Raw genomic sequence first — 17,745 nt, 5'->3', positions numbered from 1 at the left:
GATCGGTGTGGAGTTCATGGTCAGCACGTAGGGCGATTCCGGCTGCAGGCCGCCGCCGCTGACCGTCGCCTTCGCACCGGTCAGCGGTGCGTCGAGCGAGCATGCTCGGCGAGCTGATCGTGGCGTAGATGTCACCGTTCGCGGCGACCTCCACCCCGGCCGGCTGGCCGACCTCGGTGGCGAGCGCGGGGCCCTCCACCACCGTGGACGACTTCTGCGCGCTGACCTGGTCGACCGCGATCTGTGCGATGGCGCTGAAGTTCATGCCGGCGATGACGCCGCCGTAGGAGTAACCGTCCGTGGCCATCGCCGTGATCGCGCCGGCGTAGGAGGCCGCGTACAGCGTGGATCCGGTCGAGTCGAGCGCCAGGCCGACCGCGGCGGGCAGCATCCACTGGTCGAGCACCTCGAAGTTCGACGAGAGCTTCAGCACCCGGCTCTCCCCGGTGTCCGACACGTAGATGGTGCCGTCCGCGGCGACCGCCACACCGTTGGGCGAGACGATCGGCGTGGTGCGTGCGTCCTGCCCCGGCCCGGTGAGCGCCGCGGGGATGTTGTCGCCGTTGCCGGCGACCAGCTCGATCGTGGCCGGGCTGGCGGTGACGTCGATCCGGCCGACCTGGTGCTCGTCCTGGTCACCGAAGTACAGGTAGTTCCCGTGCCCGACCATCTGGGTGGGTGTGTTGACCTGGTTGTTGCTCGGCGGCCCCTCGGCCCCGTTGCCGGCCACCGGGGTCAGGTTCCCGTTCGCGTCCGCCGAGTAGATGTAGCCGGTGTCCGCGCTGCCGACGTAGAGCTTCCCCTGCAGCCAGGCCAGGCTGACCATCCGGCCGTGGAACACCTGGTTCCGGGGCAGCGGCGGCTGACATCCGGTCGGCAGGCCCGCGAAGACGGAGAGCTGGAGGGCCGGCGTGATCTTCTCGATCACGCAGTTCCCGGTGTCCGCGACGTAGAGGTTGCCCGCCGGGTCGAACGCCATGTCGGTCGGCTCGCTCATCAGCGACTGCCGGGCCGGGCCGGCCGTGGGCAGGCCGCTCAGGTCGTTGTTACCGGCGATGACCGACAGCTGGTACTGCGGCAGCGCGATCGTCGGCTCCGGCTGGGCCACCGCGGCCGTCGGCACGACCGCCCCCAGCGACACCGCCATCCCGGCCCCGACCCCCGCCACCGTGGCGGTCACCAGACAACCCTTCCAAGAAATCCTCATTTATCCCCCGAAGTTAGCAAAAGCCTATTCGCATGGACCTTATGACTATTTGACCGGTTTCTAGATCAAAATCGGCAACCTCAGGGGGTACGCCGGGAACTGTTCGCCTTTACTCCCCGACCAACCCGCCGAACGATCTTCGAGGAGGAGCAGTCACATGGGTTGGACTTCGCGTATGGGTGCCGGCATGGCGTTGGCGCTGGCACTGGGCGGTCTCGCCGCGTGTGCCGAGGACAGCACCGCGGCGTCCACGCCGACCCCGAGCGCCACCTCCACCGCGGCGCCGGCCACGGCGGGGCTGACCGTGAAGGACCCGTGGATCAAGGCCGCCGACACCGGCATGACCGCGGCGTTCGGCACGCTGGTCAACGGCGGCACCACGGACGTCACCATCGTCTCGGCCGCGGCCTCCGTGTCCCCGATGATGGAGCTGCACGAGACGACCATGGTCAACGGCGCCATGCAGATGCAGCCCAAGCAGGGCGGCTTCACCATCCCGGCCGGCGGCGAGCACGTGCTGGAGCCGGGCGGCGACCACATCATGATGATGGGCCTGACCACGCCCGTGAAGGCCGGCGACGAGATCACCGTGACGCTGACGCTCGGCGACGGCACCACCGTGCCGTTCACCGCGGTCGGCAAGCCGTACACCGGCGCCCAGGAGTCCTACGCGCCCGGCGCCCACGGCAGCGCGATGCCGGAGATGACCGGGATGCCGTCCGCCGGGGCGCATTCGTGACGATCAGCCGACGCGGGCTGTTCACCGGGGGCGCCGCCGCGATCGGCGGCGCCGTCGCCGGTGGCGTGGCCGTCGCCGCACTGAGCCCCGACCCCACCGCACCACCGATACCCTCGCCCGCGACGCTGGTCGACTACGGGCAGGCGATCGAGCCGTTCTACGGCAACCGCCAGTCCGGCGTGGAGACCGAGGCGCAGGCACACGGCGCGTTCGTCGCGTTCACGCTGCTCCCCGGCACCGACAGGGGCGCACTGGCCCGGATGATGCGGCTGCTCAGCGATGACGCGGCCCGCCTCACCCGCGGCGAGGCACCGCTGGCCGACACCGAGCGTGAACTGGCCGTGGTCCCGGCCCGGCTCACCGTCACGTTCGGCTTCGGGCCCGGCCTCTACCAGGCGGCCGGACTCCCCTCCCCGGTCGCGCCGTTGCCCGCGTTCCCCCAGATCGACAAGCTGGAGGAGCGCTGGTCCGGCGGCGACCTGCTGATCCAGATCTGCGCGGACGACCCGATCACGGTCGCGCACGCACAACGCATGCTGGTCAAGGACAGCCGCCCGTTCGCCACCGTCCGCTGGGTGCAGCGCGGCTTCCGGCGCAGTGCCGGCATGGAACCGGCCCGGCAGACCCAGCGCAACCTGCTCGGCCAGCTCGACGGCACCGCGAACCCGGCGTCCGGCACCCCCTCGTTCGGCACCGCGGTCTGGCGGGCCGACCACTCCACGCAACTGGTGGTCCGCCGCATCCGCGCCGAACTCGAGTCGTGGGACCTGCTCGGGCGCACCGACAAGGAGAACGCGGTCGGCCGCACGCTCGGCACCGGCGCGCCCCTGACCGGCGTCAACGAGCTGGACGAGCCGGACTTCACGAAGCTGGACGCCACCGGCTTCCCGGTCATGCCGGACTTCTCGCACGTCACGCGCGCGCGGCAGACCGACGACCGGCTGAAGATCGTGCGCCGGCCGTACAACTACGACGACGCGCCGGCCGCGGACGGCACCGCCGACTGCGGGCTGGTCTTCGCGTCGTACCAGTCGGACATCGTGCGGCAGTTCATCCCGATCCAGCAACGGCTGGCCGAGAAGGACCTGCTCAACGAGTGGATCACGCCGATCGGGTCGGCCGTGTTCGAGATCCCGCCGGGCGCGCCGGAGGGCGGCTGGGTCGGACAGCAGGTGCTCGTATGAGGGCGGCAGGCGTGCACCCGATCCGGCGCGTCGCCGTGGCCGCACTCGCAATCTGCCTCGCGGTACTGGTCCCGGCCTCGCCCGCGTTCGCGCACAACCGGCTGACGTCCTCCACCCCGGTCGAGAACGCGCAGCTCGACGCCGCCCCGGCCGAGATCGTGCTGGAGTTCGCGGAATCGCTGAACCCGGCCTACACGCAGATCATCGTGTCGGACGCGGCCAAGGCCCGGGTCGCGGTCTCGGAGCCGGTCGTGGACGGGGGCAGGGCCACGGTCACGTTCACCGGCTCGCCCGGCGACAACGTCTACACGGTCGCGTACCGCGTGGTGTCCAAGGACGGGCACCCGGTGCAGGGTTCCTACACGTTCACGGTCGGCGCGGGCGCCCCGGCGGCGGCCGCCCCTTCCGCCGCGGCGGTGACCACCGAAACGGCCGAGGGATCACCCGTCCTGCTGATCACGCTGATCGCGGTAGCCGTCGTGGCGATCGGCGCCGGCACGGTGTTCGTCCTGCTGAGGAAACGCCGCCTGCCCGCGCCTTCTCAGTGATCGGGGCGTCCCCCATGCCGCGCCGACAGCATGGGGGACGCCCGATCGCGTCTCAGTCCCAGGCCACCAGCATCCGCTCAGGCCCGCGCGTCGACAGCCCGGCCTTCCAGTCGATGCCCGCGTCGCCCTCGGCCAGTCGCAGCCCCGGCAGCCGCCCGAACAGCGTGCCGATCGCGACCTGCAGCTCCATCCGCGCCAGCGGCGCGCCCAGGCAGTGGTGCGCGCCGTGCCCGAACCCGACGTGCGAGCCCTGGTCCCGGTGCAGATCCAGCTCATCAGCGCCGGGGAAGACCGCGGAGTCCCGATTCGCGGACGGGATCGACGGCAGCACCGGCTCGCCCGCGCGGACCAGCACGCCGCCCAGCTCCAGGTCCTCCAGCGCGTACCGCGGAATGCCCGTGCCCAGGCCCAGCGGGACGAACCGCATCAGCTCCTCCACCGCGCGCGGGATGTCGTCCATGGCCGCGAGCTGCGCCGGGTGGTGGATCAGCGTGTAGACGAAGTTCGGGATCTGGGACGCCGTGGTCTCGTGGCCGGCCACCAGGATCGCCTGGGCCAGCGACAGCATCTCGTCCTCGGAGAGCTTGTCGTGCTCGTCGCGCGCCTCGACCAGCGCGCTGATCAGGTCGTCGCGCGGCTCGGCACGCCGCTGCCGGATCAGGCCGGCCATGTAGCCGTTCATCGCCCGCGCACAGCTCGCCACCTCGTCCGCCGGGTAGCGCGTGGTGGACATGAACGCGTCCGACCAGTACCGGAAGTCGCCACGGTCCTCGTACGGCACACCGAGCAGCTCGCAGATCACCGCGACCGGCAGCGGCAGCGCGAAGCCGGCCACCAGGTCGGACGGCGGACCGGCCTTCAGCATGCCGTCGACCAGCTCGTCCGCCAGCTCCTGCACGCGCGGCCGCAGCTGCTCGATGCGCCGCATCGTGAACGCCTTGGTCACCAGGCGGCGCAGGCGGCTGTGGTCCGGCGGGTCCAGGCCCAGAATGTTGCCGGGCGGCGGGATCATCGGCCGGATGCGCGGCTCGTCCCGCCCGGCGGCGGCCGCGCGGGAGAACCGCGGGTCGCCGAGCACGGTCTTGACGTCCTCGTAGCGGGTCGCGAGCCAGGCCGGCTCGCCGTAGGGAAGCCGGACCCGGATCATCGGCTGCGCGCGCAGGTCCGCGAGCGCGGGGTCGGGGTCGAGCCGTTCCGGGATCGCCGCAGGATAGCTGCGGGGTGCGTCCACGGTCGTCATGGCGTCCTCCATCCGTCCACTCCAGACGTACGCCATGTGCCTTACGGTGTCAACAGGTGGAGCACCCCGTCGAAGACGTCCGGACCGATCTGCTCACCGCGCTGGAACGGGAATTCCAGCTGGTAGACCGTGTAGAGCAGCAGCGCGGAGACGGCCGCGAGAATCCCCACCATCGCCACGTAGGAGCCCCGCCCCGGCACGCCGAACAGCAGCGAGTTGACCACCACCAGCACCGAGCTGGCGATCAGCGCACCCCAGATCGTCACCGGCAGCCCGGACGTCGCCGTGGACAGCCGCACCTCGCGCGCCTCACCCAGCTCACGCAGCACAGCGCGCACCTCCGCCTGCCGCAGCACCGCGGAATCGGTCGCGGCCTCGTGCCCGTCCACGCCCGCCCACATCGCGTCGATCAGCCGCGCGCCGTCCCCGGAGATGTCCTCCCCCGCCTGCAGCCGCGGCCACTCGTCACCGATCACCACGGTCGCGTACCGCCGGACCAGCGCCTGCAGGTTGCCGCCGTCGGCGAGCTCGACGCCGTAGCGGTTCACCTCCAGCAGCGCGTGCGCCTCGTTCCGCGTGCTGTCCTCGGCCGCGCTGCTCGTCTCCCACACCGCGATCGTCACGAACGTCAGCAAAATCGCGTAGACCACCCCGATGATGCTGAACAACATGCCCGCGACCTCGTTGTTCGCCTCCCGCCGCGCCGCCGGCACCCACCGGTCCACCAGCCAGGCCGCCACCATCGCGATCGCCGCCACCGCCCCGGTACAGCCCGCCCCGATCAGCACCATCGCCCCATCCCCCGAAGATCAACAGCTACACTTTAGGCGGATAAAGTGTGCTTTAGGGGGTATTAGCCGTGCAGAGCGCCTGGAGCATCCCACTGCTGTTCGCGGCCGCTCTGACCCTCCCATCCCTCCCCCACTCCACCCCTCACCATCAGCCCTCATCGGTACGCCCGGAAGCTCCCCCCGCCCGCTCCGAGCCCATCCCCGCTCCACCTCACACCCCGGCCTCCCCCACCCCGCCGACCACCACCACACCGCCCCGCACCTCCGGTCATGGCGCGCCCCACCGCTACCGCACCGCCACACCCGTGCTCGGCGCGTCCGGTGCCGCGCCCACCGCCACGACCGGTCGAGGCAGGCCCCGCAGCTACGCCACCGCCACGCCGCCACCCGAGGCGTCCCGGTCCGCTCCGACGCCCACTCCCACGGCCGCCCGCGGCTACGACACCATCAGCCCCTCGCACGGGGCGTCCTCGCCCGCTGCGGCGCCTGTTCCCACCACCGGCCGGGATGCGATCCGTGGCTACGGCGCCGTCACGCTGTCACCGTCGGCACCGACGGCGCTGCCGCCGGCCGGTCCGCCGCCCGCCGCCGTGGCCGGCCGGCCCGCGCCTGCCGCGCCGCCGCCGGCCCGGACCGGTGACACCCGGCGCGCTCCCCTGGCTCGACCCGCGCGTCCGCCCGCCACCGCCGACGGCGCGCCGGCAGTGCCGTTGGCCGCGGCGCAGGAAGCTCCGGCCGTACCACATGTGCTGCTCGGGGCTTCTGCACGCACGCGGCTGTCGGGCGTGCGCGAGCCGTTGCGCGACCGGTACCTGACCATCGCGATTCCCGCGGTGCTCGCCGCGGTCGCGGCCCGGATGGCCGCCCGCCGGCTCAGCCTTGCCCGGCGTTAGTTCTGCCGGTCGTTTGCCGGAACACGCCTCGATCTTCGAGGAGCGGGCGTCGGCGGGCAGCCTGCCAGGCGGCGGGTGGCGAATCAGCGCGTGGGGCGCAGTGCTGAGGCGAGGTCGCGGAGGCGGTGGCGGCCGAGCCAGAGGGCGGCGCCGAGGGCCGCGCCCACGACCGGGATGCTGTGGACCGGGACGGCCGGTACCGGCTGGATGACCGCGTTCTGGCCGCAGGTGGCGACGCCGATGTCCGCCGCGAGCACGCTGCCGAGCAGGGCGACCTTGAGCGCGGTCGCACGCACGCTGCCGGGGCCGGCCGGGGCGGAGCGCGCGTCGATCAGCAGCGTGGCGATGCCGGGAATGTCGATGCCGGTGTCCGGCGCGGTGGCCAGCGAAAGGTTGAGCAGCGGGAGGCCGAGGAGCAGCACGGACGCGTTCGCGAGCGTGGTCCTGGCGACCGGCTCCTGGCCGGCCATCGCCCGGCAGGACGCGATGATCGCGTCGGCCTTGATCGTGGCGAGCCCGGCCAGGTCGATCACGACGCCGCCGCCCCCGGCCACGGTGCAGGAACCGTCCACGCCGACCGAGATCACGCCGCCGTTGCCGGCCAGGCCCGCGCAGGACGTCGAGATCCCGTCCGCGTAGGCGACCGCCTTCTGCACCAGTACGCCGGCCGAGATCAGCGGTTGCTGACCGAGCACGCCGAGCCCCGGCGCCGCACCGGAGATCTGCGTCTCCTGCTCACCGTTGTTGCTCGCGGTGCTGAGCGCGGTCCCGGCCGTACCCCCGAGCAGCGTGAGCGTGACCGCCTGCGCCTGCGCGGTAGACGTGTCCGCCATGGCCGGCGCGGCCTGCCCCAGCAGCACCATCAGGCACGCCCCCACGGCCACGGCCGTGCCACGCGCTGCGATCCGCCGAAGTCTCATCGTTCCCGTTCCCGCCGCCGAGCCACCCTCTGACCCCGCACCTGTCGGCCGGTTTCGCGGCCGCCCGCACGAATGTGACCCGCTCGCCCGCCCCTGCTCCCCCTTCGCACCCGTCCGCCCCAGCCCCGCACCCCAGCGGTTCCAGTCGGCGCGCGGGTCAGCGCGGGTCAGCGCGGGTCAGCGCGGGTCAGCGCGGGTCAGCGCGGGTCAGCGCGGGTCAGCGCGGGTCAGCGCGGGTCAGCGCGGATCATATGGGCGGCGCGGGCTACTTCGTCGCTGGCTTGCGGCGCGGCTGCGGTATGCGGGCGCACACTCGCCTTTGCTTCCTAGGAGGCTGGGTCAATAGCCGTAGTCCGTCGGCGAAGCAGCGCGAATCTCGCCGCATTCCACCTGCAGCCTGCCGACGATCTCCACCCGACGGAACTCTTGCGCCTCCGCGGACCCGCGAGACACAGTGGATCATTGAGCGATGCAAAAAGGACCTCAAACTGCCCGTCCGAGGTCCTTTTTGCATCGCTCAATGATCCTTTGGCGAAGCCGCGCCTCACGCATTCGCCGACCGGGGTGCTTTATGGGTAAATTTCGGGCGCGGAGCGCCCGGAGCCCGCCCGCGCACGAACCAGCGGCACACACCACCCGCAAACCAGCGGCATCCACCCGCGAACCAGCAGCACACAGACCACCCGCAAACCAGCGGCATAGATCACCCGCAGACCAGCGGCACGCAGACCACCCGCGAACCAGCAACGCAGAGAGCACCCGCAGACCAGCGGCGCCCACCACCTGTAAACCAGCGGCGCACAGAGCGCCGCAGACCCTGGGCGCACTGACCACGTGCCGCGCCGGCGGCACCTCCTCGGGGAAGTGCCGCCGGGGCGGGGACGAGGTCAGAGTTTCTGGAGCTGCGTCACGACCATGGCGATGGCGAAGAAGCCGTAGAAGGCGATGGCCAGGAGGAGGCCGCCGAGGCGCCAGCCGCGGAGGCGTACCGGGGAGGGAGGTCTCTGGTGTTCAGGCGGACCAGGAGGATGGAGTAGAGGAGCGTGACGACGGACGCGGCGCAGGTGGAGATGATGAGCAGGCCGAGCGGCTGGGTGAAGCCGGCCAGCAGGATCAGCGAGCCGAGCACGATCTCGGCCCAGACGACGGCCAGGTAGAGGCGGGGTTCGGTCCAGCGGGTGGAGCCGGGCAGGTAGGAGCGGCTGACGAAGTCGGCGGCGACGCGGCCGATGATGTCCAGCAGGCCCATCGCGGCGGCCCAGAGCGAGACCGCGGCGATCGCGAAGAAGAGCAGCTTGAGCCAGACGCCGACGCGGTCGGCCAGCACGTCGCCCTCGATGCGCAGGAACGACGGGTCGTTCTTGAGGTCGTCGCGGCCGAAGAGCGTCTCGTACGCCAGCAGGCTCATGATCGTGATGGTGAGCAGGCAGACCGCGACGAACGTGACGCCGTGCTCGATGTTGGCCCGCCGCCACCAGACCTTCCAGCGCTCCAGGTTGCTGGGGTCGAGGTCGAGGTCGAAGCGGTCCGTGCCGGACGCCTCGAGCCGGCCGGTGATCGGCGAGACCAGCTGCGGCACGTGCGCGCCCATGCCGTAGCGCTTGTCGCGGATCCAGTTGCTGAGCACCAGGTTGTGCACGCCGCCGGCGCCGGCCGCGCCGATCGCGCTGAGCAGCAGGACGAACGTGATCTCCGGCGGGATCTGCCCGAATTCGACCACGGCCGCGCGTGCGCCGGAGCCCCAGGTGGAGAGCGAGATGACGAAGATGACCACGACGAGCAGGAAGAACAGCGTGAGTGCGACCTTGACCGTCTCGACGCGTTCGACCGTGGTGTAGACGACCTTGGAGACGGAGAGCAGCGCGCCGATCAGGACCAGGACGAGCACGGTGATCCAGACCGGGTCACCGCCGCCGATCAGGTAGGTGAAGACGGTGGAGCCGCTGGTCGCCCAGCCGGGCCAGACGTACTGGAACGCGCCGGCCAGGCAGATGATGATGCCCCAGCCCTTCCACCAGCGGGAGAAGCCGGCGACCACGGTCTGGCCGGTCGCCAGCGTGTACCGCTCGATCTCCATGTTGATGACGAACTGCACGAGCAGCGTGGTGATGGCGAGCCAGAGCAGGCCGAGGCCGCCGATCGCGGTGAGGTAGGGCCAGAGAATGATCTCGCCGGCCGCCATGCCGATGCCGACCGCGACGACGCCGGGGCCGAGCATCCGCCGCAGCGGTACGGGTGCGGGAAGTTGAGTCATGTCGCACTCCTAGGAGAGCAGGACGTCCAGGTGGCGGAGCATCCGTGCGGTGTCGGGGGTGCGCCCGGTGAAGAGCTGGAACGCGGCGGAGGCCTGGTAGGCGCACATCGCGGTGCCGCCCAGCGTCCGTAGTCCCGCCCCGGCGGCGGCGCGCAGCAGCGGGGTGCGGGGCGGCATGTAGACGATGTCCGCGACCCACAGGCCGTCCCGCAGCAGCGCCGCCGGCAGCGGCAGGCCCGGGTGCTTGTGCATGCCGACCGGGCTGGCGTTGACCAGCCCGTCGGCCGGTGCGATCGCGGCGGGCAGGTCCACGGGGTCTGCCACCGCGATGCGGTCGGTGTCGAAGTGCAGCGCGAGCGTCTCGGCGAGCAGCCCGCGCCGGTCGAGGTCGGGGTCGATGACGGTGAGATGCCCGGCGCCCATGCTGAGCAGCGCGTGCGCGCAGGCCGCGCCCGCACCGCCGGCGCCGAGTTGGACGACGTTCCTGGTGAGCGCGCCGGGCAGTCCGGCGCGGAAGGCGGACGTGAAGCCGAACGCGTCCGTGTTGTGCCCGTGCCGCTCGCCGTCGCGGAACACGACGGTGTTGACCGCGCCGATCGCCCGTGCCTGTGGCGACAGCCGGTCGAGCAGCCCGAGCACGTGCTGCTTGAACGGGTGGGTGATGTTGAGCCCGGCGAAGCCGTCGCGTTCGGCGTCGTCGAGCAGCCGGCCGAGCGCGTCCGGGGTGCCCGCCCGGTCGACGTCGATCAGCTCATAGGTCAGGTCGAGGCCCTGGTGCCGGGCCTCGGTCTCGTGCAGCGCGGGCGAGAACGACGCATCGATCCCGGCGCCGATCAATCCACACCGCATGAGTCGACCCCTTTGAATGTACGAACTGGTACGTTAGTTATGAGGCCCGTCACATCCGTTGTCAAGACGACAGAATCGAGCAATGGCAGAGAAGATCGTGGAAGCGCCGGACGTCCGCCGCCGGGATGCCGCGCGCACCCGTGCGGAGATCCTCGACGTGGCCACCGACGAGTTCGCGAACCGCGGGTTCTCCGGCGCGCGCGTCGACGAGATCGCGGCCCGGACCCGCACCACGAAGCGGATGATCTACTACTACTTCGGCGGCAAGGAGCAGCTCTACCGCGCGGTGCTGGAGCGGGCGTACTCGGAGATCCGCGCCGCGGAGAGAGCCGTGGACGTCGAACACCTCGACCCCATGACGGGGGTACGGAGGCTGGCCGAGGTCACGTTCGACCACCACGAGGCGCACCCGGCGTTCATCCAGCTGGTCGGCGTGGAAAACGCGCAGCATGCCCGCCATGTCGCGCACGTGGCACAGCTTGTCGACCTCAACAGCTCTGCCGTGGATCTGTTGCAGGGCGTGTTACACCGTGGTCAGGCCGACGGTGTGTTCCGCACGGACGTGGACGCGCTGGACGTGCACATGATGATCAGCTCGTTCTGCTTCTTCCGGGTCGCGAACCGGCACACGTTCGGCGCACTCTTCGACCGTGACCTGCTGGACCCTTCCCGCCGGGCCCACTACCGCGCCATGCTCGGCGACCTGATCACCGGCTATCTACGGATTTAAGGGGATTTATCATGCGGCGGTCGATCGCGACGGTGTGCGTCTCCGGGACGCTGGACGACAAGCTCACCGCCGCGGCCGCGGCCGGGTTCGAGGGGATCGAACTGTTCGAGAACGACCTGGTGGTGTCGCCGTGGTCGCCGTCCGAGATCCGTGCGAGGTGCGCGGACCTCGGGCTGAGCATCGACCTCTACCAGCCGTTCCGCGACTTCGAAGGCGTACCCCCGGAGGCATTTGATCGTAATCTGCGCCGTGCGGAACTCAAGTTTGACGTGATGGAGCAGCTCGGCGCGGACACGATGCTGGTGTGCTCGTCCGTGTCACCTTCGTCAACCGACGACGACGCTCTGGCCGCGGCGCAGCTGCGGATTCTGGCCACCCGCGCCGCTGAGCGTGGGATCAGGATCGCCTACGAGGCGCTCGCCTGGGGCCGCCACGTGTCCACCTGGGACCACTCGTGGCGGATCGTGCGGGCGGCCGACCACCCCGCGCTCGGCCTGTGCCTGGACTCGTTCCACATCCTGTCCCGCGACGTCAGCCCGGACGGCATCGCGGACATCACGCCCGGCAAGATCTTCTTCGTGCAGCTGGCCGACGCGCCGCACCTGCGGATGGACGTGCTCCAGTGGAGCCGCCACCACCGCCTCTTCCCCGGCCAGGGCACGTTCGACCTGGCCAGACTGCTCCGGAAGATCTACCGCAGCGGGTACGACGGCCCGCTGTCGCTGGAGGTGTTCAACGACGTCTACCGGCAGTCGGACCCGGCCCGCACCGCGGTCGACGCCATGCGCTCGCTCGTCGCGCTGGAAGACCGGGCCGGCCTGCGCCCGCTCCCGCCCGCCCCGGCGCTCGGCCGGCACGCGTTCACCGAGTTCGCCGTGGACGGCGGCACCGGTCCGCAACTGCGCGAGGCCCTGCAGGGCCTCGGTTTCACGCACACCGGCCAGCACCGCACCAAGCCCGTCGAACTGTGGGAACAGTCAGCCTGCCGCGTCGTGCTGAACAGCGCGGTGACCCGGCCCGGCGCCGCGATCAGCGCGTTCGCGGTCACGGCGGACGATCCCGCCACCGCGCTGCGCCGCGCGGCCGCGCTCTCCGCCCCGGCGAAGGCCGGCACGCACGGCCCGCGCGAGGCCCCGCTGGCGTCGCTGACCGCGCCGGACGGCACGGACGTGTTCGTCACCCCGGCCGCGGACGAGTGGCGCGCCGACTTCCTGCCGACCGGGGACCTCGCCGGTCCGGGCACGGGCCTCCAGCGCGTCGACCACATCGGACTCACGCAGCCGTTCGACCACTTCGACGAGGCCGGCCTGTTCTACGACTCGGTGCTCGGCCTGGAGCGGCTGGCCACGGAGGAGTACGCGGCACCGTTCGGCCTGGTGCGGTCGCGCGCGCTCGCCACCGCCGACCGGGGCGTGCGGCTGGCGCTGACCGTCGCGCTGCTGCGCCGCGGCGAGTGGGCGCCCGGCGTCACCGACCCGCAGCACGTCGCGTTCTCCACATCGGACATCGTGGCCACCGCCGAGCTGCTCCGGGAACGGATCCTGCGCATCCCGGACAACTACTACGCCGACCTCGCCGCCCGCTACCACCTGACCGATCAGACAGTCGAGATGCTGCGCGCGCACGGCATCCTCTACGACCGCGACGCGCACGGCGGCGAACTGCTGCACCTCTACACGCCGGTCCACGGCGGCCGCGTGTTCTTCGAGGTCGTGGAGCGGCGCGGCGGCTACGACGGCTTCGGCGAGGCGAACGCGCCCGTCCGGATGGCAGCACATCGACACCTGCGGCTCACCCGGGGCTGACCGCACGCCGCGAAACCGGTCTCGGCATGGCGTGACTAGCTGTACTCCCCCGTCCACGGCGGGGTGAAGCCGAGCCGGTCCGGATACAGCTCCACCCACGGGCCGCGCTGCTCGTCCGACTCGTCGATCAGTCCGAACAGGACACCGTCGTGCTCGAACCGGAACGGCCGGACCGCGATGTCGCCGTACCGGACGCGGGACAGGCCGGCCAGCAGGCCGGCCAGCGTGCGGTCCGCACCGGGCACGTCCGCGAGGACCTCGGTGCGGGCCAGCAGCCGGACCCGTGTCTCGACGTACCAGCCGTCGTGGTCGAACAGGTGCACGTAGGCGTACCAGGCCGGGCCCGCGCCGGGCCGGAACACGCCGTGCATGGCGGCGTAGAACTGCCCGCCGGCGTACCGCCCGATGGTGTCGGTCCGGTAGCCGGCCTCCCACGCGATCGGTATGCGCTGCGGCACGACCATAGGCCGATGCTAGTGACGTCGATCACAGATCAGCTCGGCCGTTCAGCTCGACCTCGGCTACCCGTTCGCGGACGTGAGCAGGTAATCGTCGGCGTCCGGGCTCCACTTGAGGCCGACCGCGCCGCCGGTCGCGGCCGCCTTGCAGAACTGGAGGAAGCTGCGGTAACCGAGCTTCTTCTCGCTGAAGTCCGGCGCGACCTTGCGCACCCGGTTCTTCAGGCCGGAGAGCGCGACCGAGCCGGACTCGCCGGCCAGCTCCAGCACGACCGTGCGCAGCACCGCGAACGCGGCCTCCCGGTCGCCGTGCTCCGGCAGCGAGACCTCCGGGTCGCCCTTGGCGGAGCCGTCGGTCAGCTCGACCACGTTGCGCCCGCTCAGGTGGCGCAGCAGCTCGCCGAACGCGCGGAAGCCGTAGTCGGCCTCGCTGAACGTGGGGTCCTTGCGCAGCAGCGTGCGCTTGAGCGTGGACGCGGTGACCGCGCCGTTCGTGCTGTGCTGCAGGCCGGAGACGGTCTGCGCGACCAGCGCGGCCAGCGAGTCGGCATCCCGGGCGACCGCGGGCTCCGGCTCCGGCAGCGGCTCGACCTCGACGTGCACCTCGACAGGCTCACGTTCCGGGGAAGGCGCCTGCGGTGCGGCCGGGCGGCCTCGGCGCGGGCGGGCCGGCGGGATCTCCACCCCTTCCAGCCGGTCGTAGTACAGGAACTCGTCGCAGGCCGGCGGCAGCAGCGCGGACGTGGATCGCTGCACGCCGACGCCGATCACCCGCTTGTTCAGCTCGCGCAGCTTGTGGACCAGCGGCGTGAAGTCGCTGTCGCCGGTGCAGAGCACGAACGTGGAGATGTAGTCGCGCTCGAACGCCAGCTCGAGCGCGTCCACCACCATCTTGATGTCGGCGGCGTTCTTGCGGGACGCGCCCATCCGCTGCGGGATGTCGATCAGCTCGACGTGGGATCGGGTGAGCATCCGGCGGTCCTCGTCGAAGTACGACCAGTCCGCATAGGCCCGCCTCACCACCACCCGGCCGCGTTCGGCCAGCGCGTCGGCGACCGGCCTCAGCTCGAAACCGGTGCCGAGGTTGTCCCGGGCCCCGATCGCCAGGTTCTCGTAGTCGAGGAACAGGGCGATGCGCTCTTCTTGATCCACGCAGGCCAGCCTACGTGCCGGCGACTGACGCCGCCTCCTCAGTCGAACTCCTCGATGTACTCCTCGGGCGGTCCGAGCTCCGGTTCGGCCCGCAACTCGACGGTGGTGCCGAGGCGTTCGAGCTCCAGCACGGTGATCACGTTCCGGCCGGGCCGCAGCAGCGGTGCCGGGCAGTAGAGCGTGACCTGCGGCCCGACCTCCCAATACCGCCCGAGCAGAAAATCATTGACCCAGACCATCCCGCGGTACGACCCGGGAAGCGCGAAAAACGTGTCCGCGGGCGCGTCGACGTGCAGCTCAGCGGTGGCGAAGCCGGCCTCGCCGCCCGGCCCGGCGGCGACCGCGGCGGACAGCGCGGCCGCGGACCAGTCCTGGAGCGGGATCGGCCGCGACGCCCACCCCTGCACGCCGCGCCGGCCGACCAGCACCGGGCCGAGCAGCCCTTTGCGCCCGCCGACCTCGTGCCCGTAGTTGACCCGGCCGAGGCTCTCGACCAGCACCTCCAGCGTCACGGTCGCGCCCGTGCCGCGCACGGTCACGGCGGGTGCGTCCGGCGTCACCACGGCCGTGAAGGCGTCGTCCATGAAGATCAGCGCGCGGTCGCGTACCCCCGTGACCGTGATCGTGTGCTCCCCGTCCGGGACGGTGACCCTGGCCGTGTGCAGCACCATGCCGGACTCGAGCCCGAGGCGTTCGAAGGAGGCGGGCCGGGGCGCCGCCACCACGGCCGCCGGGACCGCGCGCAGCCCGTCGAGCAGCCCTGAGCGGTGAGTCAGCGGCAGCGTCGCGGGCGGCAGCACCGGCAGGCGTTCCGGCACGCGCACCGGCCCGGTCGCGCCGAGCAGCGCGCGCACGGCGTGGAACTTGGGCGTGAGGCGGCCGTCCTCGGCAATCGGCGCGTCCGAGTCGTAGCTGGTCACGGTGGGTTGCAGGCGGCCGGCCGGGTCCGTGTTGGCGCCGGCCCAGAGGCCGAAGTTGGTGCCGCCGTGCGCCATGTAGATGCTGACGCTGCCACCGTCCGCCACGATGTCGGCCAGCGTGCCGGCCGCGCTGTCCACGCCGCGCACGTGGTGGTGCTCGCCCCAGTGGTCGAACCAGCCGCTCCAGTACTCGGCCACGACGAACGGCTCGTCCGGGCGCCTCGCGCTCAGCAGGGCGCGCGCGGCCGGGGCCTTGGAACCCAGCGTGGCGGCCGCGAGCGTGCCGGGAATGGTGCCGCCGTCCTGCATCAGCGCGGTCGGGCCGTCCGCGGTGAACAGCAGCTCGCGGAGGCCGCGCGTGAGCAGTGCGTCCCGGTTCCACCGCAGGTAGGCGGCGTCGTCACCGAAACTGCCGAACTCGTTCTCCACCTGCACCGCGACGATCGGGCCGCCGTGCGTGGCCTGAAGCGGGACGAGCTGCGGGACGAGCGCGTCGAACCAGTCGCCGACCGGGCCGGTGAAGCCGGGGTCGGAGCTGCGCAGCGCGATGTCGCGGCCGGTGAGCCAGGCGGGCAGGCCGCCATTGGACCATTCGGCGCAGATGTACGGCCCCGGCCGGACGATCACGTCCAGCCCTTCCTCGCCGGCCAGTGCGATGAACGCGGCGATGTCCCGCCACCCGGTGAAGTCCGGCTTTCTCGACACCGAGGGCTGGTGGTAGTTCCAGGCGACGTACGTGTCGACCGTGTTCAGCCCGAGGTCCGCCAGCCGCCGCAGCCGGTCCCGCCACAGCGCCGGGTGCACCCGGAAGTAGTGCAGCGCGCCGGACAGGATCTGGTGCGGCACACCGCGCCGGTACAGGCGACGGTCCCGCCAGGACAGCGCCGCGCCGGTAAGGGGAACGATCACGGCCACGAGACTATGTTATCGATGCCATACGTAACAAGAACGCTAGGATGAGCGCCATGACCGACACCGCGCGGGCCGCGAGGCAGCCGAGCATGGCCGACGTGGCGAAGACCGCCGGCGTGTCGGCGCAGACCGTCTCCCGGGCGCTGCGCGGCTCGCCGAACGTGAATCCCGAGACGCGCCAGCGCGTGCTGGCCGCGGTGGAGCAGCTCGGCTACCGGCTGAACAACGCGGCTCGCGTGCTGTCCAGCGGGCGTACCAACACGATCGGCCTGGTCCTGCTGCAGTCCGGCGGCTACTACTCCCGGTCCGCGGTGACCGCGGGCGTCGAGGCCGCGGCCGAGGCGGCCGGCTTCGCGGTCAACATCGCCACCATCGCCACGCTGGACACCGGCCTGATGGAGCGGTCGCTGTCCAAGCTGGCCGATCAGGGCGTGGACGGCATCGTGATCGCGGTGCCGCTGATCTCGGTCACCCAGAAGATGGAGGACATCACGCGCGACATCCCGACCGTGACGCTGGACGGCTCGCGGACCTCGGGTGCGCGCGTGCTCGGCATCGATCAGCAGGAGGCCGGCCGGGTCGCCACCCAGCACCTGCTGGACCTGGGCCATCGGCAGGTCTGGCACGTGGCCGGGCCGGACGAGTGGATCGAGGCACGGCAGCGGCGCCGGGGCTGGCAGGAGTGCCTGGCCGCGGCCGGTGTCGACGCGCCGCCGCCATTGGAGGGCGACTGGTCGCCGGACTCGGGCTACCGGCAGGGCCAGATCCTGGCGATGATCCCGGACGTGACCGCGGTGTTCGTGGCCAGCGACGAGATGGCGTTCGGCGTGATCCGGGCGCTGCGCGAGCGCGGCCGCACCGTGCCGGACGACGTGTCGATCGTGAGTGTGGACGACATCGCGCTGGCCGCGTACTGCGCGCCGCCGCTGACCACGGTCCGGCAGGACTTCTACCGCTCCGGCGCGTCCGCGGTCGCGCTGCTGCTGGACGAGGACGCGCACGTCGAGGCCGCGCCGGTACCCGCGGTGATCATCGTGCGCGGTTCCACGAACACCCCTCGATGAACCCCCGAATCGGATTTTCGGTGAACTCCTCTTGCGCTGTCATGTTATCGATGCCACCGTAACAACGTCCGTGAACCCG

General features: G+C 71.5%; 16 protein-coding genes. 7 read left to right on the top strand and 9 right to left on the bottom strand.

What is annotated here, in order from left to right; all coding sequences use genetic code 11:
• Positions 1-1,180, bottom strand: a 1,180-nt coding sequence (locus OP04_RS06645; RefSeq protein WP_033338601.1) for an NHL repeat-containing protein, incomplete at its 3' end; no start/stop codon positions are given.
• Between the two features lie 214 nt (positions 1,181-1,394).
• Between OP04_RS06645 and OP04_RS06640 the strand changes: the two genes are divergently transcribed.
• The 3 genes from OP04_RS06640 to OP04_RS06630 are packed head-to-tail and all read left to right on the top strand — an operon-like array spanning position 1,395 to position 3,678.
• Positions 1,395-1,946 (top strand): copper chaperone PCu(A)C, encoded by a 552-nt coding sequence (locus OP04_RS06640; protein WP_232323501.1) that lies wholly within the window; start codon positions 1,395-1,397, stop codon positions 1,944-1,946.
• Between the two features lie 2 nt (positions 1,947-1,948).
• Positions 1,949-3,130, top strand: coding sequence for a Dyp-type peroxidase (locus OP04_RS06635; RefSeq protein WP_033338667.1), 1,182 nt, complete (start codon positions 1,949-1,951; stop codon positions 3,128-3,130).
• Positions 3,127-3,678 carry a copper resistance CopC family protein gene (locus tag OP04_RS06630; protein ID WP_063746556.1) on the top strand — a complete coding sequence of 184 codons (552 nt, stop codon included), beginning with the start codon at positions 3,127-3,129 and terminating at the stop codon, positions 3,676-3,678. Before OP04_RS06635 ends, OP04_RS06630 begins: the two co-directional genes overlap by 4 nt.
• Before the next feature lie 52 nt (positions 3,679-3,730).
• Here the strand turns inward: OP04_RS06630 and OP04_RS06625 are convergent, their stop codons facing one another.
• On the bottom strand, positions 3,731-4,954 hold the full coding sequence (locus tag OP04_RS06625) for a cytochrome P450 (RefSeq protein ID WP_232323500.1): 1,224 nt from the start codon (positions 4,952-4,954) through the stop codon (positions 3,731-3,733).
• Between the two features lie 5 nt (positions 4,955-4,959).
• The gene (locus OP04_RS06620) at positions 4,960-5,709 is read right to left on the bottom strand and encodes a bestrophin-like domain (RefSeq protein ID WP_033338598.1); all 750 of its coding nucleotides are present in this window, start codon (positions 5,707-5,709) and stop codon (positions 4,960-4,962) included.
• A gap of 305 nt (positions 5,710-6,014) precedes the next feature.
• On the opposite strand from OP04_RS06620, the gene OP04_RS53025 reads away from it, so the two are divergent.
• The gene (locus tag OP04_RS53025) at positions 6,015-6,602 is read left to right on the top strand and encodes a hypothetical protein (protein WP_157239382.1); all 588 of its coding nucleotides are present in this window, start codon (positions 6,015-6,017) and stop codon (positions 6,600-6,602) included.
• An 83-nt stretch (positions 6,603-6,685) separates the two neighbouring features.
• Here OP04_RS53025 and OP04_RS53020 read toward each other — a convergent pair whose 3' ends face one another.
• The 3 genes from OP04_RS53020 to OP04_RS06605 all read right to left on the bottom strand — a co-directional run bounded on the left by OP04_RS53020 (position 6,686) and on the right by OP04_RS06605 (position 10,625).
• The gene (locus OP04_RS53020; protein ID WP_157239379.1) at positions 6,686-7,522 is read right to left on the bottom strand and encodes a hypothetical protein; all 837 of its coding nucleotides are present in this window, start codon (positions 7,520-7,522) and stop codon (positions 6,686-6,688) included.
• A 907-nt stretch (positions 7,523-8,429) separates the two neighbouring features.
• Positions 8,430-9,776 (bottom strand): Nramp family divalent metal transporter, encoded by a 1,347-nt coding sequence (locus tag OP04_RS48370; RefSeq protein WP_157239377.1) that lies wholly within the window; start codon positions 9,774-9,776, stop codon positions 8,430-8,432.
• 9 nt (positions 9,777-9,785) lie between these two features.
• Positions 9,786-10,625 (bottom strand): shikimate dehydrogenase, encoded by an 840-nt coding sequence (locus OP04_RS06605; protein WP_033338596.1) that lies wholly within the window; start codon positions 10,623-10,625, stop codon positions 9,786-9,788.
• Positions 10,626-10,707: 82 nt separating this feature from the next.
• Here OP04_RS06605 and OP04_RS06600 point away from each other — a divergent pair, with 82 nt between their 5' ends.
• Both OP04_RS06600 and OP04_RS06595 read left to right on the top strand, forming a co-directional pair.
• Positions 10,708-11,355, top strand: coding sequence for a TetR/AcrR family transcriptional regulator (locus OP04_RS06600; protein WP_033338595.1), 648 nt, complete (start codon positions 10,708-10,710; stop codon positions 11,353-11,355).
• An 11-nt stretch (positions 11,356-11,366) separates the two neighbouring features.
• Positions 11,367-13,160 carry a bifunctional sugar phosphate isomerase/epimerase/4-hydroxyphenylpyruvate dioxygenase family protein gene (locus tag OP04_RS06595; RefSeq protein ID WP_033338594.1) on the top strand — a complete coding sequence of 598 codons (1,794 nt, stop codon included), beginning with the start codon at positions 11,367-11,369 and terminating at the stop codon, positions 13,158-13,160.
• A 35-nt stretch (positions 13,161-13,195) separates the two neighbouring features.
• On the opposite strand, the gene OP04_RS06590 is transcribed toward OP04_RS06595, so the two are convergent.
• The 3 genes from OP04_RS06590 to OP04_RS06580 are packed head-to-tail and all read right to left on the bottom strand — an operon-like array spanning position 13,196 to position 16,599.
• Complete coding sequence (locus OP04_RS06590) at positions 13,196-13,624, bottom strand: hypothetical protein (RefSeq protein WP_033338593.1); 429 nt, start codon at positions 13,622-13,624, stop codon at positions 13,196-13,198.
• 57 nt (positions 13,625-13,681) lie between these two features.
• Positions 13,682-14,770 carry a PIN domain-containing protein gene (locus tag OP04_RS06585; protein ID WP_033338592.1) on the bottom strand — a complete coding sequence of 363 codons (1,089 nt, stop codon included), beginning with the start codon at positions 14,768-14,770 and terminating at the stop codon, positions 13,682-13,684.
• Positions 14,771-14,808: 38 nt separating this feature from the next.
• On the bottom strand, positions 14,809-16,599 hold the full coding sequence (locus tag OP04_RS06580) for a glycoside hydrolase family 35 protein (protein ID WP_198153744.1): 1,791 nt from the start codon (positions 16,597-16,599) through the stop codon (positions 14,809-14,811).
• A gap of 56 nt (positions 16,600-16,655) precedes the next feature.
• Here OP04_RS06580 and OP04_RS06575 point away from each other — a divergent pair, with 56 nt between their 5' ends.
• Positions 16,656-17,666, top strand: coding sequence for a LacI family DNA-binding transcriptional regulator (locus OP04_RS06575; RefSeq protein ID WP_033338591.1), 1,011 nt, complete (start codon positions 16,656-16,658; stop codon positions 17,664-17,666).
• Positions 17,667-17,745 lie beyond the last annotated feature (79 nt).

Source organism: Catenuloplanes japonicus (genome assembly GCF_000717135.1).
GTDB lineage: Bacteria > Actinomycetota > Actinomycetes > Mycobacteriales > Micromonosporaceae > Catenuloplanes > Catenuloplanes japonicus.
Note: the sequence above shows the minus strand (reverse complement) of the source record. Positions and strands in the feature narration are given on the sequence as shown.

What these genes read in the sequence shown, in the direction of transcription:
- OP04_RS06640 (WP_232323501.1), top strand. Translation starts at nt 1,395, where the DNA reads ATGGCGTTGGCGCTGGCACTGGGCGGTCTCGCCGCGTGTGCCGAGGAC.
- OP04_RS06630 (WP_063746556.1), top strand. Translation starts at nt 3,127, where the DNA reads ATGAGGGCGGCAGGCGTGCACCCGATCCGGCGCGTCGCCGTGGCCGCA.
- OP04_RS06625 (WP_232323500.1), bottom strand. Translation starts at nt 4,954, where the DNA reads ATGGCGTACGTCTGGAGTGGACGGATGGAGGACGCCATGACGACCGTG.
- OP04_RS06620 (WP_033338598.1), bottom strand. Translation starts at nt 5,709, where the DNA reads ATGGTGCTGATCGGGGCGGGCTGTACCGGGGCGGTGGCGGCGATCGCG.
- OP04_RS53020 (WP_157239379.1), bottom strand. Translation starts at nt 7,522, where the DNA reads ATGAGACTTCGGCGGATCGCAGCGCGTGGCACGGCCGTGGCCGTGGGG.
- OP04_RS48370 (WP_157239377.1), bottom strand. Translation starts at nt 9,776, where the DNA reads ATGACTCAACTTCCCGCACCCGTACCGCTGCGGCGGATGCTCGGCCCC.
- OP04_RS06605 (WP_033338596.1), bottom strand. Translation starts at nt 10,625, where the DNA reads ATGCGGTGTGGATTGATCGGCGCCGGGATCGATGCGTCGTTCTCGCCC.
- OP04_RS06600 (WP_033338595.1), top strand. Translation starts at nt 10,708, where the DNA reads ATGGCAGAGAAGATCGTGGAAGCGCCGGACGTCCGCCGCCGGGATGCC.
- OP04_RS06595 (WP_033338594.1), top strand. Translation starts at nt 11,367, where the DNA reads ATGCGGCGGTCGATCGCGACGGTGTGCGTCTCCGGGACGCTGGACGAC.
- OP04_RS06590 (WP_033338593.1), bottom strand. Translation starts at nt 13,624, where the DNA reads ATGGTCGTGCCGCAGCGCATACCGATCGCGTGGGAGGCCGGCTACCGG.
- OP04_RS06575 (WP_033338591.1), top strand. Translation starts at nt 16,656, where the DNA reads ATGACCGACACCGCGCGGGCCGCGAGGCAGCCGAGCATGGCCGACGTG.